The following is a 23,806-nucleotide window of genomic DNA, read 5'->3' on the forward strand; positions in this document are numbered from 1 at the left end:
CGGTGGGCGGAGGCACCACCGCTCCGAGTCGTGAGGTGTACCCATGTCACTGCTCTCCCGCGTCACGTCCCCGGCCGAGCTGCGCAAGCTCCCCGCCGCCGAACTGCCGCTGCTCGCCGACGAGATCCGCGACTTCCTGATCGACGCCGTCACCCGCACCGGCGGACACCTCGGACCCAACCTCGGCGTGGTGGAGCTCACCATCGCGCTGCACCGGGTCTTCGACTCGCCGTACGATCGGATCGTCTTCGACACCGGCCACCAGAGCTACGTCCACAAGCTGCTCACCGGGCGCCAGGACTTCTCCCGGCTGCGGATGAAGGGCGGACTGTCCGGCTACCCCTCGCGGGCCGAGTCCGAGCACGACCTGGTCGAGAACTCGCACGCCTCCACCGCGCTCTCCTACGCCGACGGACTCGCCAAGGCCGCCCAACTGCTCGGCCAGCACGACCGGCACACCGTCGCGGTCATCGGCGACGGCGCGCTCACCGGCGGGCTCGCCTGGGAGGCGCTCAACAACATCGCCGAGGCCCGCGACCGGCCGCTGGTCATCGTGGTCAACGACAACGAGCGCTCCTACGCCCGGACCATCGGCGGCCTGGCCAACCACCTGGCCACCCTGCGCACCACCCAGGGCTACGAACGCTTCCTGGCCATCGGCAAGGAGGCGCTGCAGCGCACCCCGCTGGTCGGGCAGCCGATCTTCGACGCCCTGCACGGGGCCAAGAAGGGCTTCAAGGACGCCTTCGCCCCGCAGGGCATGTTCGAGGACCTCGGGCTGAAGTACCTCGGCCCGATCGACGGCCACGACCCGGGAGCGGTCGAGCAGGCGCTGCGCCAGGCCCGGAACTTCGGCGGCCCGGTCATCGTGCACTGCCTGACCGTCAAGGGACGCGGCTACCGGCCCGCCGAGCAGGACGAGGCGGACCGCTTCCACGCCGTCAACCCGATCGACCCGTACACCTGTCTGCCGATCTCGCCCAGCGCCGGGGTCTCCTGGACCTCGGTGTTCGGCGAGGAGATGGTCGAGCTCGGCGCCGAGCGGCCCGACCTGGTGGCGATCACCGCCGCGATGCTCCAGCCGGTCGGGCTGGCGCCGTTCGCCAAGGCGTACCCGGACCGGACCTTCGACGTCGGGATCGCCGAGCAGCACGCCGTCACCAGCGCGGCGGGGCTGGCCACCGGCGGGCTGCACCCGGTGGTGGCGGTGTACGCGACCTTCCTGAACCGGGCCTTCGACCAGGTCCTGATGGACGTCGCCCTGCACCGGCTGGGCGTCACCTTCGTGCTCGACCGCTCCGGGGTGACCGGCTCCGACGGGGCCTCGCACAACGGGATGTGGGACCTGTCGATCCTCCAGGTCGTCCCCGGGCTACGGCTGGCCGCGCCGCGCGACGCCGAGCAACTGCGGGCCCAACTGCGCGAGGCCGTCGAGGTCGCGGACGCGCCGACCGTGGTGCGCTTCCCCAAGGGCAGCGTCGGGCCGGTGGTCAAGGCGGTCGAGCGGATCGGCGGGACGGACGTGCTGCTGCGCACCGGCCGGGCACCGGAGATCCTGCTGGTGGCCGTCGGGGTCACCGCCTCGGCCTGTCTGGACGCCGCCCGGCTGCTGCTGGCCGAGGGCTTCACCGCGACCGTGGTCGACCCGCGCTGGGTCAAACCGGTCGACCCGGCGCTGGCCGAACTCGCCGCCGCCCACCGGCTGGTGGTCACGGTCGAGGACAACGGCCGGACCGGGGGCGTCGGTTCGGCCGTCGCCCAGGCGCTGCGCGACGCCGACGTGGACGTTCCGGTCCGGGTGCTCGGGTTGCCGCAGGAGTTCCTCGGCCACGCCGCCCGCGGCGAGATCCTGGAGGAGGCCGGGCTGACCGGCACCGGGGTCGCGGCCCAGACCGCCGTCTTCGCCAAGAACCTGCTACCGACCCGAGGAGCGAACCCGCGCCATGCCGGCTGACCCCGCCGCCGCCGACCGCACCGCCGCCGAGCGCACCGCTGCCGACCCCGCCGCCGGCGGCCGCCCGGCCGACGGTCGCCCCGCCTTCGACCTCGCCGCCCTGCTCGCCGAACGCGGTGGCGAGCGCTACGAGTTGCACAGCCGCCACCTCAACCCGCAGCTTCCCCGGATGCTCCGCACCATCGGCTTCGACAAGCACTACGAGCGCGCGGAGGGCCAGTACTTCTACGACGCCGAGGGCAACGAGTACCTCGACATGCTGGCCGGCTTCGGCATCTTCGCGCTCGGCCGGCACCACCCGGTGGTGCGCTCCTCGATCCAGCAGGTGATGGACCTGGACCTGCCGGACCTGGTCCGCTTCGACTGCTCGCCGCTGCCCGGGCTGCTGGCCGAGCGGCTGCTGTCGTACGCGCCCGGACTGGACCGGGTGTTCTTCGGCAACAGCGGCACCGAGGCGGTGGAGACCGCGCTGAAGTTCGCCCGGTACGCCACCGGCCGCAAGCGGATCCTCTACGCCGACCACGCCTTCCACGGGCTGACCACCGGCTCGCTCTCGGTCAACGGGGAGAACGGTTTCCGCAAGGGCTTCGACCCGCTGCTGCCGGACACCGCCATCCCGCTCGGCGACATCGGCGCACTGGCCAAGGAGTTGAAGCGGGGCGACGTCGCGGCGTTGATCGTCGAACCGATCCAGGGCAAGGGCGTCCAGGCGCCGCCGCCCGGCTGGCTGCGGGCCGCCCAGGCGCTGCTGCACGAGCACAGGGCGCTGCTGATCTGCGACGAGGTGCAGACCGGGATCGGCCGCACGGGGGAGTTCTTCGCCTACCAGCACGAGGAGGGCGTGCTGCCCGACCTGGTGTGCGCCGCCAAGGCGCTCTCCGGTGGGTACGTGCCGGTCGGGGCGACGCTCGGCAAGAGCTGGATCTTCGAGAAGGTGTACTCCTCGATGGACCGGGTGCTGGTGCACTCGGCCAGCTTCGGGTCCAACGCCCAGGCGATGGCGGCCGGGCTGGCGACCCTGGAGGTGATGCGCGAGGAGAAGGTGGTGGAGAACGCCCGGCAGGTCGGTGACCGGTTCCGGGAGCGGCTGACCGCGCTGATCGAGCGGTACGAGCTGCTGGCCGAGGTGCGCGGCCGCGGGCTGATGATCGGCATCGAGTTCGGCCGGCCCAAGTCGCTGAAGCTGCGCACCGGTTGGACGGCACTGCAGGCGGCACGCAAGGGGTTGTTCGCCCAGATGGTGGTCGTCCCGCTGCTGCAGCGGCACCGGATCCTGACCCAGGTGTCCGGGGACCACCTGGAGGTGATCAAGTTGATCCCGCCGCTGATCATCACCGATCGGGACGTGGACCGGTTCATCGACGCGTTCACCGAGATCATGGACGAGGCCCACCGGGGGAACGGCCTGATGTGGGACTTCGGCCGGACCCTGGTGAAGCAGGCGGTCGGCAACCGGTGACGGCGGCGGAGTGGGACGTCGGCCCGGCCGACTTCCCACTCCGTGGGAGACACCGCGTCAGAGCTCGGTCCGGCGGCGCCGGACCACCACCACGAGATCGACGACGGCGAACAGGGTGAGCAGCCCGAGGGCGACCGCGAAGCCGGTGAGGGTGCCCCGGCTGGGCGCGCCGTCGACGGGGGAGGTGGCCGCCCAGTACGCGAAGCCCGCGGTGCCCAGCGCGAACAGCGGGGTGAAGGTCAGCGAGAGCAGGTAACGGAGCTTGAGGTCGCTGCGGGCGGTGGCCGGCTCGGTGCCGCTGCGCCACCGTCGCCGAGGGGTCGTGGTGCGCATGCCGGTTCACCTCCGGGCCGCGCGGGTGGGGGCTACGATTCCAGCGTACGTCCGAGGGGGAGAGCCGGGGAGGCGCGATGACGGGGACGGACGCCGGGGGCGCGGGCACGACGGAGGACGGCGAGGGCTACGCGGGGCTGCGGATCGAGCGGGCCCGGGAGCTGGCCCGGCGGCACGGCTGGGCCTCGGTCCGGGTGCTGGAGCCGGGGCAGCTGATCACCATGGAGTACCGGGAGGGGCGGTTGAACCTCACGGTGCGGGACGGTGTGGTCGAGCGCAGCTGGGAGGGGTAGGGCCCGACCGGGTTGCGGCGCGGTCGGCGGACTCGGTGCTGTCGGCGCGCTCGGTGGGCTCGGTGGGCACGGCGCGCTCGGTGGGTTCAGGGGGTTCAGGGGGCGAACCGGCGTTGGAGTCGGCGGTGGAGCCGCTGTTCGGCGACCGCGACCAGGGGTTCCAGCAGCGGCAGCGAGAGCAGCACCAGCAGTCCGGCGGCCCAGCCGGCCAGGACGTCGGAGACCCAGTGGGTGCCCAGGTAGACCGTGGTGAGGCCGATCGAGCAGGCGGTGGCGGCGGCGATCACCGTGCCGGTGCGCCGCCAGCGGACCGCGAGGTAGGCGAGCACGCCCCAGGTGACCACGGCGTTGGCGGTGTGGCCGGACGGGAAGATGGTGCCGCCGGAGAACAGCTCGGGCGAGCCGACGTACTGGGCGTAGTGCGGGCCGAGCCGGCCGGTGACGATCTTGACCGCACCCACCGTGACGTTGAGCAGCAGCAGGGCGACGCCCATCACCAGCAGCGGGCGCAGTCGGCCGAGGCGGTGGGCGCGCCACAGCAGCCAGGCGAAGGCGGCGATCGCGCTGGGTCCGCGCTGCCCGGCGACCACCCAGGCGTTGAGCAGCGGTTCCAGGCTGGGCCACCGGTCGTACGGCCGCAGCAGCCGCACCGACCAGTCGAGGTCGACCAGATCGGTGTTGAGCAGGACGCCGGCCAGCACCAGCAGGTAGGCGGCGAGGGTGACGGCGAACAGGGCGGCCCGGCGGCGGCTCATCGGGGGCCAGCCGGCCGTGCCGTCGTCGAGGGCGGTGGCCGGGCGGGGCGCGCCGTGATCGAGGGCGGCCGGGCCGGGCGCGCCGCGGTCGGGGCCCGGTTGTTCCCGAGGGGAGCCGGTGCGGCGTTCCGGCCCCTGTCGCGGAATGCGAGCGGCGGTACTCCTGGATTGCACGGGGTGACCATACCCATCCGGCGCAGGGTATTCCGGAGGGAATTGTCATTTTCCCGGGAAATCGACAATTGGGTGCTCTGCGGGCGACCTGGGGAGTGATTTCCGGTATTCCGGGATCGAATGCCAGTGTGGTCTTCGAATGATTCTCCAAAAGCCCCGGTAAAGAAAACGGAGCGGGAGGCCGGTTCGCCCGGCTTCCCACCCCGTGGTCACCCTGTGTAGGTTCGGTGCTCAGTCGAGGGGGCCGCCCGCGACGTAGATCACCTGTCCGGAGACGAAGCCGGCACCCTCGCTGGCGAGGAACGAGATGGTGTGGGCGACGTCCTCGGGCTCGCCGACCCGCTGGACCGGGATCTGGGAGGCCGCAGCGCGCTTGAAGTCCTCGAAGTCCATGCCGACCCGGGCGGCGGTGGCCGCCGTCATGTCCGTGGCGATGAAGCCGGGGGCGACGGCGTTGGCGGTGATGCCGAACTTGCCCAGCTCGATGGCCAAAGTCTTGGTGAAGCCCTGCAGGCCGGCCTTGGCAGCGGAGTAGTTGGCCTGGCCGCGGTTGCCCTGGGCGGACGAGGAGGACAGGTTGACGATGCGGCCGAAACCGGCGTCGACCATGTGCTTCTGCACCGCCCGGGTCATCAGGAAGGCGCCGCGCAGGTGCACGTTCATGACCGTGTCCCAGTCCGACTCGGACATCTTGAAGAGCAGGTTGTCGCGGAGTACGCCCGCGTTGTTGACCAGTACGACCGGGGTGCCGAGCTCGGCGGCCACCCGGTCGACGGCGGCCTGGACCTGCTCGGCGTCCGAGACGTCGGCGCCGACCGCCAGCGCCCGGCCGCCGGCCGCGGTGATCCGGTCGACGGTGTCCTTGCCGGCGGCTTCGTCGAGGTCCAGGACGGCCACCGCGTAGCCGTCGGAGGCCAGGCGCACGGCGGTGGCGGCGCCCAGGCCGCGGGCGGCGCCGGTGACCACGGCGACCCGGGGGGCGGTGCTCTGCTCGGTCATGCTCGCTCTCGTCTCTCTCGGGGGGTGCCTCCGGGGGAGTGCCCCCGGAGAGGGTGCCCATACCCTACCGGCGGGTAGGGGAGGCGGCCAGGGTGGAGAGACGCAGGTGACGGTCGGTAAGGACCGACCGGTCGGCTTTCTGCTGAGAACGAGTTACTGCAAGGCGTTGGCAGCGCGTAAATATGCCAATGTTGCCGAACCTGCGTCTACTATCCGCCCCTGCCTGCCAGCAAGGGCCAGCCGTTTGTATAGTGTCCGCCAGCAGCCACCGGCTGCACGGCTGGAGCGCCCTCCCTCATAGCTGGACGCCCACTCGCCGTTACTGCCCCACCCGGGTGTCCCACACACACCGGGTGTGACATCGGGACGGATACATGGTGCTGGGGGAGATCCCGACAACCCGCGTGTCTGCGCGACTGCAGCAGTCGCCCGGACACCTCATTCGCGTTGCGCAGCAGGTTCACACCCGGCTGTGGTCCGAGCATGTCGGAGCCGATCTCACGGCTCCGCAGTTCGCGGTCCTGCTGGTGCTCGCCCTCGAACCGGGCGCGGACCAGCGCACGGTCGGCGAGCGGGCCTCGCTGGACAAGGCCACGATGGCCGAGATGGTCGCGCGGCTGGTCCGTCGCGGCCTGGTGCTGCGAAGGCGTGACCCGGCCGACGGCCGGCGCAAGCTGCTCGCCCTGTCGCAGAGCGGCGCCCAGGCGGTGCGCGAGGCCACCGGTGGTGTGGTCCGCGTCCAGCGGGTGCTGTTCGAGCCACTCACGGCGGAGGAGCAGGTCGAGATCGTCCGGGTGATGGCCAAGATAGCCAGGCTGGAACCCGCGGCGGTCGCCGTCTTCACGGACGCCCGGCCGATACTGGACGCCCAGCGGGCGATCGGCTACCTGATCAGGGTCGGCCAGCAGGTGCACACCAAGCTCTGGTCGGAGCACGTCGGTGCGGAGCTGACCGCCCCGCAGTACGCCGTGCTGGACGCGCTGGAGCTGGAGCCGGGCGCGGACCAGCGCACGGTCGGCGAGCTGGCCTCGCTGGACAAGGCCACGATGGCCGAGATGGTCAGCCGACTGGTGCGCCGAGGCCTGGTGCAGCGCCGGCGGGACCCCTCGGACGGGCGGCGCAACCTGCTGTCGCTCTCGCCGGCGGGTCAGGACCTGCTGCACCGCTCGGCCGCCGGAGTGGCCGAAGTGCAGCGGTTGCTGCTCGCGTCGCTGGCGGAGGACGAGCACGAGGCCGCGCTCACGTTGATCGCCAAGGCGGCCAGACTCTAGTCCAAGCTTTGGTAACAACAGCCAAAACGATTCACCAAGGAGCCTGAGGCCCACGGTCGTTGACAGCGACCGTCGGTTGGCGTCGGTGAATCCGGACATGGCGAAGTGCCGCTCGTCCCTGACCGGAACGAGCGGTACTTCGATATGACCGACGCTCAGAAATGTCGTTGTCGGGGGCGCCGGGCCGAGTCGGCCGGCGCCCCCACGGCGGTCATCAGTTCCAGTCGAACCCCTGCGGGTCCGGGCCGATCCGCTTGCCGGTCGCGACCCCGGCGATCGCCGCGAGGTCCTCGGCGTCCAGCTCGAAGCCGGTGACGTCCAGGTTCTCCCGGATGCGGGACGGGGTGACCGACTTCGGGATCGCGATCACGCCGCTCTGCAGGTGCCAGCGGAGCACCACCTGGGCGACCGTACGGCCGTGCTTCTCGGCGATCTTCGCCAGCGCCGGCTCGGCCAGCAGCTCGCCGCCCTGACCCAGCGGGCTCCACGCCTCGGTGGCGATGCCGTGCTCGGCGTGGAAGGCGCGCAGCTCCTCCTGCGGGAAGTACGGGTGCAGCTCGACCTGGTTCAGAGCCGGGACGACCGAAGCCTCGTCCAGCAGGCGGGTGAGCTGCTCCTGGCCGAAGTTGGAGACGCCGATCGAGGTGACCCGGCCGCCCTCCTTCAGCTGCTCCAGGGCCTTCCAGACGTTCAGGAAGGTGCCGTGCATCGGGCGCGGCCAGTGGATCAGGTACAGGTCGATGTGGTCGAGGCCGAGCTTCTCGAGGGAAGCGTCGAACTCGCGCAGCACCGCGTCGCGGCCCTGCTCGCCGGACCAGTCGCGGGTGCCGGAGTTCCACAGCTTGGTGGTGACGTAGAGGTCCTGCCGGGCGAGGCCGCCCGCCAGTGCCTCGTTGATGGCCGCACCGGTGCCGGTCTCGTTCTCGTAGATCGCCGCGGTGTCGATGGAGCGGTAGCCCGCCTCGATCGCCGTGCGCACGGCGGGCGTCGCCTCGGCGTCCGGCACCTGCCACACGCCGAAGCCGAGCTGCGGGATCTTGGCGCCGTCGTTCAGGGTGACGCTGGGGATGTTGCTCACGGGAAGGGGTGCCTTCCTGGTTGTCCGTTGGTTCCAGAGGGGGCAACTGGCGCCCCGGCACGATTGTTCCCGCCGTTCGGGGGAATCTTTGGCGAACCTTTACGGCGGCGTGGCGTGCGCCCGGGGCCGGGTTGACGGGGGAGCCGCTCCGGGGTCGCGGAAAACCTGTTGCACAGGTCACAGCGGGCTTGGCAGGCTCCGGGCATGACCTCCTGAAATCAGGGTCCTTCGCACCCGACCCCGTTCGTCCGGCGCCCCAGCGGGGGCGTTGCGACGCAGCCGCGCCGTCGCGCCGCGCGCTCCCCGCCCGTGCCTTCGTGTGAGCGGGACGACTTCGTACCTCCAGCACTTCCCGCACCCCCCGCATCGGAGTGTCATGCCGCTCTCCTCCCTGCCGCTGGCCGACCCCGGCACCCCCGACCTCTCCTCACCGCCGGCCTTCCTGCGCTGGCTGCAACGCGCCCAACGGCCCGGGCAGGTCCGCGCCACCTGCTGGGCGCTGCTCGAAATGGGCGCCCAGGCCGCGCTGCCGATCCCGCTCGGGCACGGGGTGCAGGCCGCCGTCGACGGCGACGCCGGCGGGATCTGGCGGGCCGGCGCGCTCGCGCTGCTGCTGGCCGCCACCGCCTCGCTCGGCACCGTGCTGCTGCACCGGCAGGCGGTCTGGAACTGGATCCACGCCGCCAGCCACGTACGGCAGTTGGTGGCCCGGCAGGCCTCCCACCTGGGGGCCGGGCTGTCCCGGCGGATCGCCACCGGCGAGGTGGTCGCGGTCGGCAGCGGGGACGTCGAGCGGATCGGCTGGTACGTCGAACTGATCGCCCGGGTCCGGGCCGCCGTGATCGTCTGGTTGACGGTCAGCGCGGTGGTGCTGGTGGTCGAGCCGGTGCTCGGGGTCGGGGTGCTGCTCGGCGTCCCGGTGCTGGCCGCTTCGGTCTGGCCGCTGATCGGGCCGTTCGAGCGGCGCTACCAGCAGCAGCGCGAACTCGGCGGCAAGGCCACCGAACTGGCCGCCGACACGGTGGCCGGGCTGCGGGTGCTGCGCGGCATCGGCGGCGAGGAGCTGTTCCTGGAGCGGTACCGGACGGCCTCCCAGAAGGTCCGTGCGGCGGCGGTGCGCTCGGCCCGGCTCTGGTCGCTGATGCAGGCCCAACAGGTGCTGCTGCCGGGCCTGTTCGTGGTCGGGGTGACGTGGTACGGCGTCCGGCTGGCGGCCTCCGGCGAGCTCGGCGTGGGCACCCTGGTCGCGGTCTACGGGGCGACCGCCTTCCTGGCCGCGCCGCTGCGGATCCTGGGCGAGGCGGCACACGCCTGGAGCGTCGCCCGGGTCTCCGCCGGTCGGGCGGTACGGGTGCTCTCGCTCAGCCGCACCGACGGCACGGCCGACGGCGTGCTGACCCGGCCGGACCGGTCCGACCTGCACGACCCGGCCACCGGGCTGACCGTCCGGGCCGGCGAGCTGACCGCGGTGGTCTGCGGGGACCCGGACTTCGCCGGGGCGCTCGCCGAGCGGCTCGGCGGGCACGTCCCGCTGGCCGAGGACGAGCAACCCCTGCCGTCCGTCCGGCTCGGCGGCACCGAGCTGGACACCGTCCCGCTGGCCGAGGCCAGGGCGGCGGTGCTGGTCCACGACAAGGAGCCGGTGCTGCTCTCCGGCACGCTGGCCGAACTACTGGACATCCCGTCCTCGGGCCGGGTCCCGGTGGCCGAGGCGCTCGCCGCGGCCCGTTCGGAGGACGTGCTGGAGGCGCTGGTGGACGGCTCGCCGGAGTGCGAGGGGGACCCGATGCGCGCCCGGCTGACCGAACGTGGGCGCTCGCTCTCCGGCGGGCAGCGCCAGCGGCTGGCGCTGGCCCGCGCCCTGCTGGCCGACCCGCCGGTCCTGGTGCTGGACGAGCCCACCAGCGCGGTGGACGCCCACACCGAGTCCCGGATCGCCGCCGGCCTCCGGGACACCCGGTCCGGGCGCACCACGGTGGTCTTCGCGACCAGCCCGCTGCTGCTGGACCAGGCGGACCGGGTGGTGCTGCTGCGCGAGGGCCGGGCGGTCGCGGCCGGGCGGCACCGCGACCTGATGCGCACCGAGCCGGCCTACCGGGCCGTGGTCACCCGGGACGAGGAGGCGGTGTCGGTATGACCACCACCGCCGTCGACCGTCCGGTCCCGCACGTGAGGAGTACGCCATGAAGCCCCCCGTCCATCAGGAGCAGGGGCCGGCCACCACCCTGCCGGTCGGCTCACCGGCCGCCGTGCGCGGGTACCTGGGAGTGCTGGCGAAGCGGCACCGGGGCGGGTTCGCCGCGGTGGTCTCGCTGCACTCGGTGGCCACCCTGGCCGGACTGGTCGGGCCCTGGGTGCTCGGCAGCCTGGTCGAGTCGCTGGCCACCGGCACCGCGGGGTCCACCATCACCGTGGCGGTCGGCTGGTACCTGCTCGCACTGGCCGTGCAGTCCGCGTTCACCGGCTGGTCCCGGATGCGCGGGGCGGTGCTCGGCGAACGGGTGCTGGCCGACCTGCGGGAGGACTTCCTGGTCCGCTCGGTCGCGCTGCCGACCGGGGTGCTGGAGCGGGCCGGCACCGGGGACCTGGTCTCCCGGGGGACCACCGACATCGACCGGCTGGACAAGTCGGTGCGCGAGGCGGTGCCCGAACTCGCCGTCGCGGTGGTCTCGTTGCTGCTGGTGCTCGGTGCCCTGCTGGTCACCTCGCCGCTGCTGGCGCTGACCTCGCTGATCGGGCTGCCGCTGCTGCTGGTCAGCTCCCGCTGGTACTTCCGGCGGGCGCCGCAGTCCTACCGCAACGAGTCGGCCGGGTACGCGGCTGTGAGCAATGTGCTGGCCGAGACGGTGGACGCCGGGCGGACGGTCGAGGCGCTCCGGCTGGGCGAGCAGCGGGTCCGGCTGACGGACCGCAAGCTGCGCGAGTGGCTGGCCTGGGAGCGCTACACCCTGTGGCTGCGCTCGGTCTGGTTCCCGACCATCGACGCGGTCTACACCTCGGCGGTGCTGGCCACCCTGGTGGTCGGCGGGCTGCTCACTCTCAAGGGTTGGCTCAGTGTCGGCCAGTTGACCACCGGCGTGTTGTACGCGCAGATGCTGACCGGCCCGGTGGACCTGATCCTGCGCTGGTACGACGAACTGCAAATCGGGCAGGCCTCGTTGGCCCGGCTGGTCGGCGTGCGCGAGGTGCCGGAGCACGAGGGGGACGAGTCGGCCCACCCGGACGGCCGCCGGGTGGAGGCCCGGGACGTCCGGTTCGGCTACCGCGAGGGCGCGGACGTCCTGCACGGGATCAGCCTGGACGTCGCCCCGGGCAGCCGGGTCGCGCTGGTCGGCCCGTCCGGGGCGGGAAAGTCGACCCTGGGGCGGCTGCTGGCCGGGATCTACGCACCTGGCCGCGGTTCCGTCACCCTCGGTGGGGCGCCGCTGTCCCGGATGCCGGCCGAGCGTGTGCGGGCGGAGGTCGCCCTGGTCAACCAGGAGCACCACGTGTTCGTCGGCACCCTGCGGGACAACCTGCGGCTGGCCGCGCCCGGGGCGGACGACACCGAACTGCGTGCCGCGCTGGACGCGGTGGACGCCGGGGCCTGGGTGGACGCCCTCCCGGAGGGGCTGGACACCGAGGTCGGCTCCGGCGGCGCCTCGCTGACCCCGCCGCAGGCCCAGCAGCTCGCGCTGGCCCGGCTGGTGCTGGCGGACCCGCACACCCTGGTGCTGGACGAGGCCACCTCGCTGCTGGACCCGCGGGCCGCCCGGCACCTGGAGCGCTCGCTCTCCCGGGTGCTGGAGGGCCGGACGGTCATCGCGATCGCCCACCGGCTGCACACCGCGCACGACGCGGACGTGATCGCGGTGGTCGAGGGCGGACGGATCAGCGAGTACGGCAGCCACCCGGAGCTGGTCGCGGCCGGCGGCCCGTACGCGGCGCTCTGGCGCTCCTGGCGGGACGAACGCTAGGCCCCGCCCCGAGCCCGCCCCGGGCCCCGACCGCTGGGGGCGGCGGTCGGGGCGGGGTGACGGGGGTGCGAAACCCGTTCGGGGCCGGATTGCCCCGTGCGGGTTACTCACCCGCCCGTAAGGGCGCGTAACCGGGCAAATCGTCAGCCCGGCCAGCACACTGCTCCGGTGACCAAGACTTCAGACGGCTCGTCCCGGCCCCAGCGCAGCGAGATCGGCGGGATCCCCACGCGGTACATCGGGATCGGCGTGATCGTGATCCTCGCGGTGTGGTTCCTGTTCGCCAACCTCGACAAGGTCAAGATCCAGTTCTGGGTGTTCACCGTGACCGCGCCGCTCTGGATCGCGCTGCTGGCGACGCTGGTCGCCGGCGGCGTGCTGGGCTGGCTGCTGAAGGGACGGCGCGCCCGGTGAGCACCGCCCCCGAACCGGCGCCGACCGGGTCCCCGTCCTTCACCCCGCTGATCGAACTGCGCGGGGTCAACAAGCACTTCGGCGACCTGCACGTGCTGCAGGACATCGAGCTGACGGTCGGCCGGGGCGAGGTCGTCGTGGTGATCGGTCCGTCCGGCTCCGGCAAGTCCACGCTCTGCCGGGCGATCAACCGGCTGGAGCCGATCGAACGCGGCACCATCCTGATCGACGGCCAGCCGCTGCCCGCGGAGGGCAAGGGCCTGGCCAGGCTGCGCGCCGAGGTCGGCATGGTCTTCCAGTCCTTCAACCTGTTCGCGCACAAGACCGTGCTGCAGAACGTCTCGCTCGCCCAGATCAAGGTCCGCGGCCGGGGCAGGGCGGAGGCGGACGCCAAGTCCCGCGCGCTGCTGGAGCGGGTCGGCCTGTCGGCGCACGCCGACAAGTACCCGGCCCAGCTCTCCGGCGGCCAGCAGCAGCGGGTCGCGATCGCCCGCGCGCTGGCGATGGACCCCAAGGCGCTGTTGTTCGACGAGCCGACCTCGGCGCTCGACCCCGAGATGATCAACGAGGTGCTGGACGTCATGCGCCAGCTCGCCAGCGAGGGCATGACCATGGTGGTGGTCACCCACGAGATGGGCTTCGCCCGGGCCTCGGCGAACCGGGTGGTGTTCATGGCCGACGGTCGGATCGTCGAGGACCGCGCCCCGGAGGCCTTCTTCAGCGCCCCGGAGAGCGAGCGCGCCCGGGACTTCCTGTCCAAGATCCTGAAGCACTGAGGGCGGCGCCGTGAACCGTGTGACGACGCCCGCCCGGCGGGCGGGCGGCCGCCTGACCGCCGCCGTGCTGCTGCTCGCCGCGCTGGCGACCGGCTGCGGCAAGGCCGGCACCCCGCCGCCCAAGGGCCCGCAGCCCAGCGCGCTGCCCAGCTACCAGGTGCAGGACTCCTCCGCGATCACCGGCTCGCCGACCCTGGACGCCGCCCGCAGCCGGGGCCACCTGGTGGTGGGTGCCAAGGAGGACCAGCCGTACCTGGGCCAGAAGAACCCGGCCACCGGGGTGTACTCCGGCTTCGACATCGAGATCGCCAAGATGGTCGGTGCCTCCCTCGGGTTCCCGCCGGAGCGGATCCAGTTCAAGACCATCGCCTCGGCCAACCGCGAGACCGCGCTGCAGAACGGCCAGGTGGACTACTACGTGGGCACCTACACGATCAACGACAACCGCAAGAAGCTGGTCGGCTTCGCCGGGCCGTACTTCATCGCCGGGCAGTCGCTGCTGGTGCGCAAGAACGACAACAGCATCCACGGCCCGCAGGACCTGAACGGCAAGAAGGTCTGCTCGGCGGCCGGTTCGACGCCGTACCAGCGGATCCAGTCGCAGTACCCCAAGGCGCACCTGATCGGCTACGACACCTACTCGGCCTGCGTGGACAACCTGATCACCGGCCAGGTCGACGCCGTCACCACGGACAACGCCATCCTGCTGGGCTACGCGGCCAAGGTGCCGGACGAACTCAAGGTGGTGGGACCGCTGTTCTCGACCGAGCCGTACGGGATCGGCACGCCGAAGAACGACACCGTGCTGCGCGGGGCGCTGAACGACGCGCTGGTGCACCACGAGCAGAACGGGGACTGGAAGAAGGCCTTCGAGGCGACCCTCGGCCTGTCCGGGGAGCCCGCGCCCACCCCGCCGCCGATCGACCGGTACTGAGAGGGCCGCGCCGTGAAAACCCTGACCGACAACTGGTCGACCTTCTGGGACGGCTTCCTCGGCACGCTCTCGCTGTTCGCGGTGAGCGCCGTGCTGTCGCTGGTGCTGGGCGTGCTGATCGCGGGCTTCCGGGTCTCGCCGGTCCGGCCGCTGCGGCTGTTCGGGACGGTGTGGGTGACGCTGCTGCGCAACACACCGCTGACCCTGCTGTTCTTCATCGTGGTGCTGGGCCTGCCCCGGTTCAACATCACGCTGCCCTTCTACACCTTCGCCGTGCTGGCCCTCGGCTGCTACACCTCGGCCTTCGTCTGCGAGTCGATGCGCTCGGGGATCAACACCGTGCCGTCCGGGCAGGGCGAGGCCGCCCGCAGCCTGGGGATGAGCTTCGGGCAGACGATGAGCCTGGTGGTGCTGCCGCAGGCGTACCGCTCGGTGGTGGCGCCGATCGGCAGTGTGATGATCGCGCTGGCGAAGAACACCGCGATCGCCGGTTCGTTCAGCGTCACCGAACTGCTGGGCACCTACCGGACGCTCAACGAGCTGGGCTACAGCATCATCTGGACCTTCGTCTGGATCGCCGTCGGCTACCTGATCATCACCCTGGCCATCAGCGCCGTCTTCAACCTGCTGGAACGACGAGTGGCGGTGTCCCGATGACCGTTCAATCCTCGGCGCTGTACGACATCCCCGGACCGAAGGCGCTGGCCCGGCACCGGCTGTACGGCGGGATCGCGCTGCTGCTGATCGCGGCGCTGATCGGCTGGGTCGTCTACATGCTGTTCCACACCCACCAGTTCACCTACGCCAAGTGGGAGCCCTTCGAGTACCGGGGCGTGCAGGACCTGCTGCTGCGCGGCCTGGGCAACACCCTCCAGGCCTTCGGCTGGACGGCGCTGTTCGCGCTGCCCTTCGGCGCGCTGTTCGCGGCCGGGCGGCTGTCCGACCACCGGCCGGTGCGCTGGTTCGCCACGCTGGTGGTGGAGTTCTTCCGGGCCATGCCGCTGCTGGTGATGATCTTCTTCGTCTTCGTCGCCCTCAAGGTGCAGCCGCTGTGGGCGCTGGTGGCCGGGCTGGTGCTCTACAACGGCTCGGTGCTGGCCGAGGTGTTCCGGGCCGGGGTGCTCGCGGTGCCCACGGGGCAGCGGGAGGCGGCGTACGCGCTGGGCATGCGCAAGACCCAGGTGATGGCGTACGTGCTGGTGCCGCAGGCCAACCGGGCGATGCTGCCGGCCATCATCAGCCAGCTGGTGGTCGCGCTCAAGGACACCTCGCTCGGCTTCCTGATCACCTTCGAGGAGTTCCTGCACGCGGGCAAGCTGATCGCCACCAACCTGGACTACGACCTGCCGTTCATCCCGGTGGTGATCGTGATCGCGCCGATCTACATCGGCATGTGTCTGCTGCTGTCCTGGCTCGCCCGCTGGGTCGAGCGGCGCAGCCGCCGCAGCCCGAGCGTGCGGGGCGGGGCGCCGGTGGCCAAGGCGGGGGTGGCGATGGGGCTGCCACCGTCGGCCCAGCAGTGAGTCCGGCGGGGACGGTCCGGCCCCAGTGGGAAGGGTGGTTCGAGACGGAACCATAGGTGCGGGTGGGGTCGGAGCCGGTACCTCCAAATTCCTCTTATGATTGCGAGGGCAGGCGGCAGACGACCGGGCGGAGGGGCCATGGAGCCGGTGTTCGACTCGCGGCACATCAGGACGTTCCACGAGGTCGTCCGGGCCGGCTCCTACTCGGCCGCGGCCCGGGAGCTCGGCTACACCCAGCCCGCCATCACCCAGCAGATGAAGGCCCTGGAACGCACCGTCGGCGTCCCGCTGTTCACCCGCGCCGGGCGCGGGCTGCGGCTCACCGAGGCTGGCGAGGCGCTCTCCCGGCACGCCGAACTGATCCTCGGCAGCCTCTCCGCCGCCCAGCAGCAGCTCGCCGCGCTGGCCCGGCTGCGGGCCGGGCGGGTCCGGGTCTGCGCGTTCCCCAGCGCCAACGCCACCCTGATACCCGAGGCGATGGCCCGACTGCTCGCCGAGCACCCCGGCGTGCGGGTCGAGCTGCTGGAGGCCGAGCCGCCGGACTCCGTCCAGCGGCTGCTGCGCGGCGAGTGCGACATCGCGCTGGCCTTCCGCTACCCGGGCCAGACCACCGAGCTGCCGGACGGTCTGGACGAGATCCCGCTGATGGAGGACCTGCTCACGGTGCTGCTGCCGGTCGGGCACCCGCTGGGCCGCCGGCACGCCGTCCGGCTGGCCGATCTGGACGGCGAGCGGTGGATCGCCGGCTGCCCGCGCTGTCGGGCCAACCTGCTGCACGTCTGCGCGGAGGAGGGCTTCGCGCCGGACATCGTGTTCTCCACCGACGACAACCTCGCGGTGCAGAGCCTGGTCGCCGCCGGGGTCGGGATCGCGCTGATGCCCGCGCTGGTGCTCTCCTTCATGTGCCACCGCAAGGTCACCGGGCGGGCCGTCGAGCCGCACCTGCGGCGGCAGGTGAGCGCGTACGTGTTGCGCGAGCACCGGCGGATCCCGGCCACCGGACTGGTACTGGACCACCTGCGGCAGGCGGCGGCGAGCCGGGTGGGGTGCTGAGCGGAGTCGGGCCGGGGTGCCGAACGGAGCCGGGTGGGGTGCTGACTCATAAGCATGAGTGGGGGTAACGCTTAGAGACCCTCGTTGGACGTGATAGGTCGGTTGGTCCGAACCTGCTGGCATGACACCCTCAGCCACGGTCGACAGCGACCGGCTCACCGAGCGGATGACCGCGCTGGTCGGCGAGATCCGCGCCGTCGTGGACCGCGGACTGCCGCCCGAACTCACCGCGTACCTGGTCGGCGAACGCCTCGCCCCGCACCTGCTCACCGCCCCCGACGGGCCGGACGCGCTGCTCACCCCCGCGCAGCGGGAGGGCGACCCGCAGCGCTACCGCCAGCACGTCCTGCACGCCGAGGAGGACGGCAGCTTCTCCGTCGTCGCCCTGGTCTGGCTGCCCGGGCAGCAGACCCCGATCCACGACCACGTCTCCTGGTGCGTGGCCGGCGTCCATCAGGGCCAGGAGAGCGAGACCCGCTACCGGCTGGTCTCCGACGGGCGCAGCTCCCGACTGGTCGAGACCGAGCACGTGGCCGGCCCGGCCGGGACGGTCGCCGCCTTCGCCCCGCCCGGTGACATCCACCTGGTGCGCAACGCCTGCAGCAGCACCGCGATCTCGATCCACGTGTACGGCGCGGACGTCGCGCGGCTCGGCACCAGCATCCGGCGGGTCTACCGGCTCCCCGCCGACCAGGAGCGGTGAACGCCGACGTGGCACTGACCCTCCGGGAGCGGACCACCCGCACCCGCTCACTTCCCCCGCTCGGCGGGGACATCCCCGGCCTGCTGCTCGCGGCGGTCGGGGTGGCCGCCGCCCTGGGTGTCCACGCCGTGGTGCCGGCCGTGCCCGAGCTCACCGCCGCCGTGGTGCTCGGCATGGCGGCGGCCCATCTGCCCGGGCTGCGGCCGGTGGTCCGCGGGGTCGCCCGCCCGGGGCTGTCGACGGCCGGGAAGCGGCTGATGCGGCTGGGCATCGTGCTGCTCGGGCTCAAGCTCAGCCTGGACGACGTGCTCGGCCTCGGCTGGGCGACCGTCGCCATGGTGCTCACCGTGGTGGCCGCGACCTTCGCCGGCACGCTCTGGCTCGGCCGCAAGCTCGGACTGCCCGGGGACCAGTCGCTGCTGGTCGCCACCGGGTACTCGATCTGCGGGGCCTCGGCGATCGGCGCGGTCAGCCAGGCGGCCGGCAGCGAGGAGGAGGACGTCGCCTCCTCGGTCGCGCTGGTCACCCTGTGCGGGACGCTGGCGATCGCCGTGCTGCCGCTGCTGCAGCACCCGTTGGGGCTCGGTGAGATCGAGTTCGGGCGCTGGGTCGGGGCGAGCGTGCACGACGTCGGGCAGGTGGTCGCCACCGCGCAGACCGGCGGGCCCGGGGCCCTGCGCGAGGCCGTGCTGGTCAAACTGATGCGGGTGGTGCTGCTGGCGCCGTTGGTGGCCGGGGTCGCCGTGATGGCGCGGCGCAACGCGCGTGGGGCGGCCGCTGCCGCCGCGGACGGTGCGGACGGGACGGCGAAGAGCGGCAGTCGGCCGCCGATCGTGCCGATGTTCGTGGCCGGGTTCCTGGTGATGATCGTGCTGCGGACCACCGGGGTGCTGCCCGAGCGGGTGCTCTCACTGGCCGGGGACGCGCAGCAACTGCTGCTGGCCGCCGCGCTGTTCGGGCTCGGCAGTGCGGTGCACCTGCCGACCATGATGCGGACCGGCGGGCGGATCGCGCTGCTCGGACTCGGCTCCTGGGTGATGGTCGCGGGGGTCTCGTACGCGGGGGTGCTGGTCACCACCTGAGGCGGGCGGGGTGTGCGCGGGCCGGGCCCGATCCGGGTTTAACCGCAGGCCCGGCCCGCGCGGACTCGGTTATTGTCGGGCGGGTGATCCGGTGCGGGTGGTGATCGCCGCGCGCCGGGCCGTAGCCGCAGCCGCTGCCGAGTCCGTCGAGGAGGACACATGACCACCGCACTGCCCGAACGGGACGGCCACCAGGCCGTCGTCACGCTCGACCGGCGGGAGGGACCGTTCGGCGAGGTGGTGCTGCGGCAGCGCGGACGGCACTACGAGATCATCGCCAACGGCTGCTTCCTGATGGACACCGCCGACGGGCGCTCGGAGCGGCTGCTGATCCAGGCGGCGCTGGACGAGCTGGACCGCACCGGCGGGGTGGCCGCGCCCTCGGTGCTGATCGGCGGGCTCGGGGTCGGCTTCTCGCTCGCGTACGCGGTGGCCGAGCCGCGCTGGGCCCGGATCGCCGTCGTCGAGCGGGAGGGCGCGATCATCGACTGGCACCGCTCCGGGCCGCTGGGCGCCTTCTCCGACGGCGCGTTGGACGACGAGCGGGTCGCGGTGCTCCACACCGACCTGCTGGAGTACCTGGCGGCGGCCGACGGGGATCGGTACGACGCACTGTGCCTGGACATCGACAACGGGCCGGACTGGACCGTCACCGACTCCAACTCCGGGCTCTACGGGGCGGACGGGCTCGCGGTGCTCTGGCACCGGCTGCGGCCCGGCGGGGTGCTGGCGGTGTGGAGCGCACAGCCGTCGGCGGACTTCGAGGAGGCGCTGCGGAGCGCGGGGTTCGCGGATGTGGTCAGCCGGGAGGTTCCGGTCGGTCGGGGCGTGCCGGACGTGGTGCACCTGGCGCGGCGGGTCGGCTGAACCCGGCTGCTAGCGTGTGGGCCGGCCGTGCGCCAGTGCGGTGGGTCGAGCGGGCGGTGGTGTTGTGGTGGAGAGCGGGACGCCTTCGGAGCGGATCACGGCCGAGCTTCGACGCCGCATCACGACAGGGGAGTTGAAGCCGGGCGCACGGGTGCCCTCGACGCGGCGGATCATGCAGGAGTGGGGCGTGGCGATGGCCACCGCCACCAAGGTGCTGAACCGGCTGCGGGAGGACGGGCTGGTGCGGGCCGTGCCGGGGGTGGGGACGGTGGTGGCGGCCGGGCCGGGTGGCTCGGCTGTTCCAACGTCCGCTGCTGGTGGGGCCGTTGCCGCTGGGCGGGCGGCCGGTGCGGCGGGTACGACAGGTGCCGCGGGTGCGGCAGGCGCGCGGCGGGGCCGGGGTGGGGAGCGGGAGCTCGGCCGGGAGCGGATCGTCGCGGCGGCGGTGGGGGTGGCCGACCGCGAGGGCCTGGCGGCGTTGTCGATGCGCCGGGTCGCGACCGAGCTGGGCGTCGCGACCATGTCCCTCTACCGTCATGTGCCGGGCAAGGACGAGCTGTTGCGGCTGATGATGGACCGGGTCTTCGGCGAGCACCCGCTGCCCGCGGAGCGGGCGTCGGACTGGCGGGCGGGGCTGGAGGAGGTCTCCCGGCTGCAGTGGCGGATCTACCGGCTCCACCCGTGGCTGGCGTCCACGATGTCCTTCACCCGGCCGGTGCTGGCGCCGGACGCGGCGCTGCACACCGAGCGGGCGATGGGGGCACTGGTGGGGGTGGGGCTGACCGGCGAGGAGGTGGCCCAGGCCGCCGTCACCCTGGCGGCGTTCACCTGCGGGCTGGCCGTCCACTTCGAGCGGGAGGCGCAGGCCGAGCAGGACAGCGGGATGTCCGCGGACGAGTGGATGGACCGGCTGGACGACGAGGACCACGACCGGCTGATGGCGGACCCGGAGCGCTTCCCGATGTTCGACGCGCTGAACCGGGGGCCGGAGATCGACATGAGCCTGGAGGCGCTGTTCGAGTTCGGGCTGGCGCGGATGCTGGACGGGGTGGGGGCGCTGATCGCTGCGCGGGGGAGCGGGACGGCGGACGGATGACGGCGAACAGATGACAACTGACAGATTTCAGCGAACAACATCTGAAATCTGTCAGTTGTCATCTGTCGGTTGTCTGCTGTGCTCCCCGCGTCTCTGCTCCCCGGGTCTCGGGGCGCGGGCGGTCAGCCGAACGGTCGGTGCTCCGGCTCCGCGTCGGCCCCGCCCTCGGCGCCCGCCCCCGCTTCCTCCGCGGTGGGGGTCTGGCCGGAGATGCCGAAGGGGTCGAAGTCCGGCGGGGGGATCATCACCGGGGTGCCCTTGCGGCGGGTCGGCTCCGCCTCCTTCGCCTGCTGCGCCGCCGGGGTGGCCACCGGGGCGGCCTGGGCCGGGATCAGCGGAGGCGTGGAGGGCGGCGGCGGGACGGCCGGGCCCTGGGCGGCGACGGTGGTGCCGAAGGGGTCGGGCTTCTGCTCGCCCGGGAGCGTCGTCCCGAACGGGTCCGGTGCCGCCGCGGCTTCGGCGGGCTGGGCGGAGGGTGCGTCGAGGGTCGGGGTCTGGCCGGAGATGCCGAAGGGGTCGAAGTCCGGCGGGGGGATCATCACCGGGGTGCCCTTGCGGCGGGTCGGCTCCGCCTCGTTCGCCGCTTCCTTTGCGGCCTCCTCCGCCGCGACCGGCGCGAAGGGGTTGAAGTCGGCGGGCGGGATCCGCACCGGGGTGCCGCGCAGGTGCACCGGCTCCTCCGGTGCCGGCTCCGCCGCGACCGGGGTGGTCGGCGGAGCGGTGGTCGGCGCCGCGGCCGCTGGGGCGGCGGCCGTCGGGGCCGTGACCGCCGCCGTGAGCGGCACGCCGTCCCAGCCGAACTGGATGCTCTTCAGCAGCTCCGCGAACGCCTCCGTGTACAGCTCCCAGTCCTCCGGCCGGGCCGTGGACAACTGGACGCAGAGCACCGTTCCGCCGTCCGGCAGCGGCACGAAGGCCTGCACGGCCGAGGTGACCACCCAGCGCCGCTGCCCGTCGGCGGCCAGCGCCCCGGGCACCGGGACGGTCCGGCCCTCGACCAGGACGGCGGCCGGCCCGGCGGGCAGCAGCACCGTCCAGACCTCGGCGTGCCGCCGTACGGTGGCCAGCTCGGTGGCGAGTGCGGTGATCGGCAGCGGGTGCCGGGCGAGCGAGACGACCAGGGCGGCCTCGGAGGCGCGCTCGTCCACGTCCAGCGCGCACACGCCCGCGTAGCGGACCCCGGCGTCCTGGAGCAGGTCGGTCAGGGTCGCGGAGACCACCGCGAAGTCGCGGCGCGGCTCCGGGCCGGTGGCGCTGAACAGCTCCTCGGCGACCTCGGCCAGGTGCCGGGTCAGCTCGGCGGCCGCCGCCACGGTGGCCCGGTCGGCGCCGTCGGCCTCCGCGGCCGCGCCGTCGTCCGGGAGCACGGGGAGCGTACGGGCGGAGACCCCGGCGGGCCCGCCGGGGGAGGTCAGCGGGTGGAAGCCCGGCGGGACGACCAACCGGACCTCGGCGCCCGCGCCGGTGGCCAGTTCGACCGGTTGCCGGGTCTGCTGCCCGGCCGCCAGCGCGGCCAGCGCCGGGGCGAACGGCGGGCGGAGCTTGGCGTCGGCGAACTCGCCGGTGACCGGCAGCTGGAACAGCGCGGCCGAGGTGGTGCCACGGTCGGCGATGGCGCCGCGCACCGCCCCGCCGCCGTAGCGGGCGTGCAGCGCGGTCGTCACCCGGTCGGCGACCCGGGCGCCGGTGCCCGGCCGGGCCGTTCCGGCGGTGATCACCGTGCCGAGCCGGTGGAGGGCCTCGTGCACCGGCCCGTTGGGCGCCAGCGGCAGGCCGAACAGCGCCTCGGCGGCGGGGTGTTCAGCCGGTGCCGGGGCGCTCAGCGCGGCCGCCGGGTGGCGTGAGGTGTGCTCGTCGAAGAGGGCGTCGGTGAGCGTGCCGAGGGTCGCGCAGACCTGCTCGGCTGCCGCGAAGGGGTTGGCCTCCGCACTGAACTGGACGTCCTGGGTCAACTGGTGAGCCCCCCGCTCTGCTCCGTCTGCCGTCGGTGGTTCGGGTCGGACCGGACCCGCCCGGGCGGCGGTCCGTCAGGTCCCCGCCCATTCCTATCAGAGCCCACCGTCGTCACCGAACCGCAGGATCACCCGATGATCAGTCGACCGGGGCCTCGGCCGGACCCCGCGTGGCCTGCGCGGACCCTTCGTCCACGGTTCCTGCGGCCACGTCCGCCGCGTCCGCCGCGTCCGCCGCCGTCGGTGTTCCGGCGGCCAGCGCGGTGAGCGCGTCCAGGATGCCCGGGACGGCGAGCAGCCCGGCGAGGTCCTGGACCAGCCGCCCGGACGGCCCGTCGGGCCGCTCGTCGGCGAAGAAGGAGGCCAGTTCGACGGCGAGCGCGGGCTCCCGGGCGGCGGTGAGGGTGAGCGAGGCGACGAACTCCTGCACCAGGTGCAGTTGCAGCTCCTCCAGCGGGACGGACCGCTCGGCCAGCCACTCCAGCGAGGTGATCTCGGCGTTGGCGATCCACGCCCGGACGGTCAGCCGCAGCCCGGCACTCGGCGCGGGGACGTCCAGGTGGGTGAGGATCTGGTCGTGCGCGGCCCGGCGCACCTCGTCGATCACCGCCGAGGTGCCCGCACTGGCCGCCACCGAGCCGCCCCGCAGCAGCGCGGCGAAGCCCGGCCCGTGGCTCTGCACGAAGTCCAGGTAGCGGCCCATCACCCGGTACAGCCGCTCCGACAGCGGCCCCTCCATCGGCTCCTCGAAGCGTGCCGCGAGCTCCCGCCCGGCGCGCTGCAGCGAGGCCTCGTACAGGGCCTGCTTGCCCGGGAAGTAGTGGTAGACCAGCGGTCGGGAGGCGCCCGCGGCGGCGGCGATGTCGTCGATCGACACCTCCTCCGGCGGCCGCCGGCTGAACAGCTCCAGGGCCACGGCGATCAGCTGCTCCCGCCGCTCGTCCACGCTCAGCCGCCGGCGCGGCCGCTCTCCCGCCGTCCCCCGGTCGGGTGCGGCGGCGGTCCGTGCTGCGCGGTCGGCCGTCGGCGACGGCGTACGGGAGGCCATGCGCGCAGCCTATCCGGCGGCGCTCCGACCGCCCATGCCGCCCGTCCGGCGGCCAGCGCCGCCCGTCCGGCCCGCTCGGCGCCGCC

22 protein-coding genes are annotated in these 23,806 nt (G+C 73.1%); 16 read left to right on the forward strand and 6 right to left on the reverse strand.

Features of this window, described 5'->3' with window-relative positions:
- Window positions 1–43: 43 nt before the first annotated feature.
- Both dxs and ABTZ03_RS11960 read left to right on the forward strand, forming a co-directional pair.
- The gene (gene dxs, locus ABTZ03_RS11955; RefSeq protein WP_350512778.1) at window positions 44–1,954 is read left to right on the forward strand and encodes a 1-deoxy-D-xylulose-5-phosphate synthase; all 1,911 of its coding nucleotides are present in this window, start codon (window positions 44–46) and stop codon (window positions 1,952–1,954) included.
- Complete coding sequence (locus tag ABTZ03_RS11960) at window positions 1,944–3,413, forward strand: aspartate aminotransferase family protein (protein WP_350512779.1); 1,470 nt, start codon at window positions 1,944–1,946, stop codon at window positions 3,411–3,413. The genes dxs and ABTZ03_RS11960 overlap by 11 nt, the downstream gene beginning before the upstream one ends.
- 57 nt (window positions 3,414–3,470) lie before the next feature.
- Here the strand turns inward: ABTZ03_RS11960 and ABTZ03_RS11965 are convergent, their stop codons facing one another.
- Window positions 3,471–3,746, reverse strand: a complete 276-nt coding sequence (locus ABTZ03_RS11965; RefSeq protein WP_350512780.1) for a DUF6343 family protein — start codon at window positions 3,744–3,746, stop codon at window positions 3,471–3,473.
- A 77-nt stretch (window positions 3,747–3,823) separates the two neighbouring features.
- Between ABTZ03_RS11965 and ABTZ03_RS11970 the strand changes: the two genes are divergently transcribed.
- Window positions 3,824–4,039 (forward strand): I78 family peptidase inhibitor, encoded by a 216-nt coding sequence (locus ABTZ03_RS11970; protein ID WP_350512781.1) that lies wholly within the window; start codon window positions 3,824–3,826, stop codon window positions 4,037–4,039.
- A 95-nt stretch (window positions 4,040–4,134) separates the two neighbouring features.
- Here ABTZ03_RS11970 and ABTZ03_RS11975 read toward each other — a convergent pair whose 3' ends face one another.
- Together ABTZ03_RS11975 and fabG are read right to left on the reverse strand one after the other, a co-directional pair.
- Complete coding sequence (locus tag ABTZ03_RS11975) at window positions 4,135–4,968, reverse strand: phosphatase PAP2 family protein (RefSeq protein ID WP_350512782.1); 834 nt, start codon at window positions 4,966–4,968, stop codon at window positions 4,135–4,137.
- A 231-nt stretch (window positions 4,969–5,199) separates the two neighbouring features.
- Window positions 5,200–5,967, reverse strand: coding sequence for a 3-oxoacyl-ACP reductase FabG (gene fabG, locus ABTZ03_RS11980; protein ID WP_350512783.1), 768 nt, complete (start codon window positions 5,965–5,967; stop codon window positions 5,200–5,202).
- Window positions 5,968–6,341: 374 nt separating this feature from the next.
- Here fabG and ABTZ03_RS11985 point away from each other — a divergent pair, with 374 nt between their 5' ends.
- A complete protein-coding gene (locus ABTZ03_RS11985; RefSeq protein ID WP_350512784.1) occupies window positions 6,342–7,238 on the forward strand; it encodes a MarR family winged helix-turn-helix transcriptional regulator in 897 nt (298 codons plus the stop codon).
- A 214-nt stretch (window positions 7,239–7,452) separates the two neighbouring features.
- On the opposite strand, the gene ABTZ03_RS11990 is transcribed toward ABTZ03_RS11985, so the two are convergent.
- Window positions 7,453–8,316, reverse strand: coding sequence for an aldo/keto reductase (locus ABTZ03_RS11990; protein WP_350512785.1), 864 nt, complete (start codon window positions 8,314–8,316; stop codon window positions 7,453–7,455).
- A gap of 376 nt (window positions 8,317–8,692) precedes the next feature.
- Here ABTZ03_RS11990 and ABTZ03_RS11995 point away from each other — a divergent pair, with 376 nt between their 5' ends.
- The 12 genes from ABTZ03_RS11995 to ABTZ03_RS12050 all read left to right on the forward strand — a co-directional run bounded on the left by ABTZ03_RS11995 (window position 8,693) and on the right by ABTZ03_RS12050 (window position 20,720).
- The gene (locus ABTZ03_RS11995) at window positions 8,693–10,453 is read left to right on the forward strand and encodes an ABC transporter transmembrane domain-containing protein (protein ID WP_350512786.1); all 1,761 of its coding nucleotides are present in this window, start codon (window positions 8,693–8,695) and stop codon (window positions 10,451–10,453) included.
- A 46-nt stretch (window positions 10,454–10,499) separates the two neighbouring features.
- Window positions 10,500–12,272 carry an ABC transporter ATP-binding protein gene (locus ABTZ03_RS12000; protein ID WP_350512787.1) on the forward strand — a complete coding sequence of 591 codons (1,773 nt, stop codon included), beginning with the start codon at window positions 10,500–10,502 and terminating at the stop codon, window positions 12,270–12,272.
- Window positions 12,273–12,440: 168 nt separating this feature from the next.
- The gene (locus ABTZ03_RS12005; protein ID WP_350512788.1) at window positions 12,441–12,686 is read left to right on the forward strand and encodes a lipopolysaccharide assembly protein LapA domain-containing protein; all 246 of its coding nucleotides are present in this window, start codon (window positions 12,441–12,443) and stop codon (window positions 12,684–12,686) included.
- A gap of 47 nt (window positions 12,687–12,733) precedes the next feature.
- Window positions 12,734–13,462 (forward strand): amino acid ABC transporter ATP-binding protein, encoded by a 729-nt coding sequence (locus tag ABTZ03_RS12010; RefSeq protein ID WP_350512829.1) that lies wholly within the window; start codon window positions 12,734–12,736, stop codon window positions 13,460–13,462.
- 52 nt (window positions 13,463–13,514) lie between these two features.
- Window positions 13,515–14,396 (forward strand): glutamate ABC transporter substrate-binding protein, encoded by an 882-nt coding sequence (locus ABTZ03_RS12015; protein ID WP_502894443.1) that lies wholly within the window; start codon window positions 13,515–13,517, stop codon window positions 14,394–14,396.
- Window positions 14,397–14,408: 12 nt separating this feature from the next.
- The gene (locus ABTZ03_RS12020) at window positions 14,409–15,053 is read left to right on the forward strand and encodes an amino acid ABC transporter permease (RefSeq protein WP_350512789.1); all 645 of its coding nucleotides are present in this window, start codon (window positions 14,409–14,411) and stop codon (window positions 15,051–15,053) included.
- On the forward strand, window positions 15,050–15,919 hold the full coding sequence (locus ABTZ03_RS12025; RefSeq protein ID WP_350512790.1) for an amino acid ABC transporter permease: 870 nt from the start codon (window positions 15,050–15,052) through the stop codon (window positions 15,917–15,919). Before ABTZ03_RS12020 ends, ABTZ03_RS12025 begins: the two co-directional genes overlap by 4 nt.
- Window positions 15,920–16,066: 147 nt before the next feature.
- Window positions 16,067–16,972 carry a LysR family transcriptional regulator gene (locus ABTZ03_RS12030; protein WP_350512831.1) on the forward strand — a complete coding sequence of 302 codons (906 nt, stop codon included), beginning with the start codon at window positions 16,067–16,069 and terminating at the stop codon, window positions 16,970–16,972.
- A 121-nt stretch (window positions 16,973–17,093) separates the two neighbouring features.
- Window positions 17,094–17,675, forward strand: a complete 582-nt coding sequence (locus tag ABTZ03_RS12035) for a cysteine dioxygenase family protein (protein ID WP_350512791.1) — start codon at window positions 17,094–17,096, stop codon at window positions 17,673–17,675.
- Window positions 17,676–17,689: 14 nt separating this feature from the next.
- Complete coding sequence (locus ABTZ03_RS12040; protein ID WP_350512832.1) at window positions 17,690–18,757, forward strand: YeiH family protein; 1,068 nt, start codon at window positions 17,690–17,692, stop codon at window positions 18,755–18,757.
- A 159-nt stretch (window positions 18,758–18,916) separates the two neighbouring features.
- Window positions 18,917–19,624, forward strand: a complete 708-nt coding sequence (locus ABTZ03_RS12045) for a spermidine synthase family protein (RefSeq protein WP_350512792.1) — start codon at window positions 18,917–18,919, stop codon at window positions 19,622–19,624.
- Between the two features lie 67 nt (window positions 19,625–19,691).
- The gene (locus ABTZ03_RS12050; RefSeq protein WP_350512793.1) at window positions 19,692–20,720 is read left to right on the forward strand and encodes a TetR/AcrR family transcriptional regulator C-terminal domain-containing protein; all 1,029 of its coding nucleotides are present in this window, start codon (window positions 19,692–19,694) and stop codon (window positions 20,718–20,720) included.
- 122 nt (window positions 20,721–20,842) lie between these two features.
- Here ABTZ03_RS12050 and ABTZ03_RS12055 read toward each other — a convergent pair whose 3' ends face one another.
- Together ABTZ03_RS12055 and ABTZ03_RS12060 are read right to left on the reverse strand one after the other, a co-directional pair.
- Window positions 20,843–22,672, reverse strand: coding sequence for a hypothetical protein (locus ABTZ03_RS12055; protein WP_350512794.1), 1,830 nt, complete (start codon window positions 22,670–22,672; stop codon window positions 20,843–20,845).
- Between the two features lie 139 nt (window positions 22,673–22,811).
- Window positions 22,812–23,720: a TetR/AcrR family transcriptional regulator gene (locus ABTZ03_RS12060; RefSeq protein WP_350512795.1), complete on the reverse strand. Its 909-nt coding sequence runs from the start codon at window positions 23,718–23,720 to the stop codon at window positions 22,812–22,814.
- Between the last annotated feature and the right edge of the window lie 86 nt (window positions 23,721–23,806).

The organism is Kitasatospora sp. NPDC096077, assembly GCF_040303245.1.
Taxonomy (GTDB): domain Bacteria; phylum Actinomycetota; class Actinomycetes; order Streptomycetales; family Streptomycetaceae; genus Kitasatospora.

What these genes read in the sequence shown, in the direction of transcription:
- dxs (WP_350512778.1), top strand. Translation starts at nt 44, where the DNA reads ATGTCACTGCTCTCCCGCGTCACGTCCCCGGCCGAGCTGCGCAAGCTC.
- ABTZ03_RS11960 (WP_350512779.1), top strand. Translation starts at nt 1,944, where the DNA reads ATGCCGGCTGACCCCGCCGCCGCCGACCGCACCGCCGCCGAGCGCACC.
- ABTZ03_RS11965 (WP_350512780.1), bottom strand. Translation starts at nt 3,746, where the DNA reads ATGCGCACCACGACCCCTCGGCGACGGTGGCGCAGCGGCACCGAGCCG.
- ABTZ03_RS11970 (WP_350512781.1), top strand. Translation starts at nt 3,824, where the DNA reads ATGACGGGGACGGACGCCGGGGGCGCGGGCACGACGGAGGACGGCGAG.
- fabG (WP_350512783.1), bottom strand. Translation starts at nt 5,967, where the DNA reads ATGACCGAGCAGAGCACCGCCCCCCGGGTCGCCGTGGTCACCGGCGCC.
- ABTZ03_RS11985 (WP_350512784.1), top strand. Translation starts at nt 6,342, where the DNA reads ATGGTGCTGGGGGAGATCCCGACAACCCGCGTGTCTGCGCGACTGCAG.
- ABTZ03_RS11995 (WP_350512786.1), top strand. Translation starts at nt 8,693, where the DNA reads ATGCCGCTCTCCTCCCTGCCGCTGGCCGACCCCGGCACCCCCGACCTC.
- ABTZ03_RS12000 (WP_350512787.1), top strand. Translation starts at nt 10,500, where the DNA reads ATGAAGCCCCCCGTCCATCAGGAGCAGGGGCCGGCCACCACCCTGCCG.
- ABTZ03_RS12025 (WP_350512790.1), top strand. Translation starts at nt 15,050, where the DNA reads ATGACCGTTCAATCCTCGGCGCTGTACGACATCCCCGGACCGAAGGCG.
- ABTZ03_RS12035 (WP_350512791.1), top strand. Translation starts at nt 17,094, where the DNA reads ATGACACCCTCAGCCACGGTCGACAGCGACCGGCTCACCGAGCGGATG.
- ABTZ03_RS12045 (WP_350512792.1), top strand. Translation starts at nt 18,917, where the DNA reads ATGACCACCGCACTGCCCGAACGGGACGGCCACCAGGCCGTCGTCACG.
- ABTZ03_RS12060 (WP_350512795.1), bottom strand. Translation starts at nt 23,720, where the DNA reads ATGGCCTCCCGTACGCCGTCGCCGACGGCCGACCGCGCAGCACGGACC.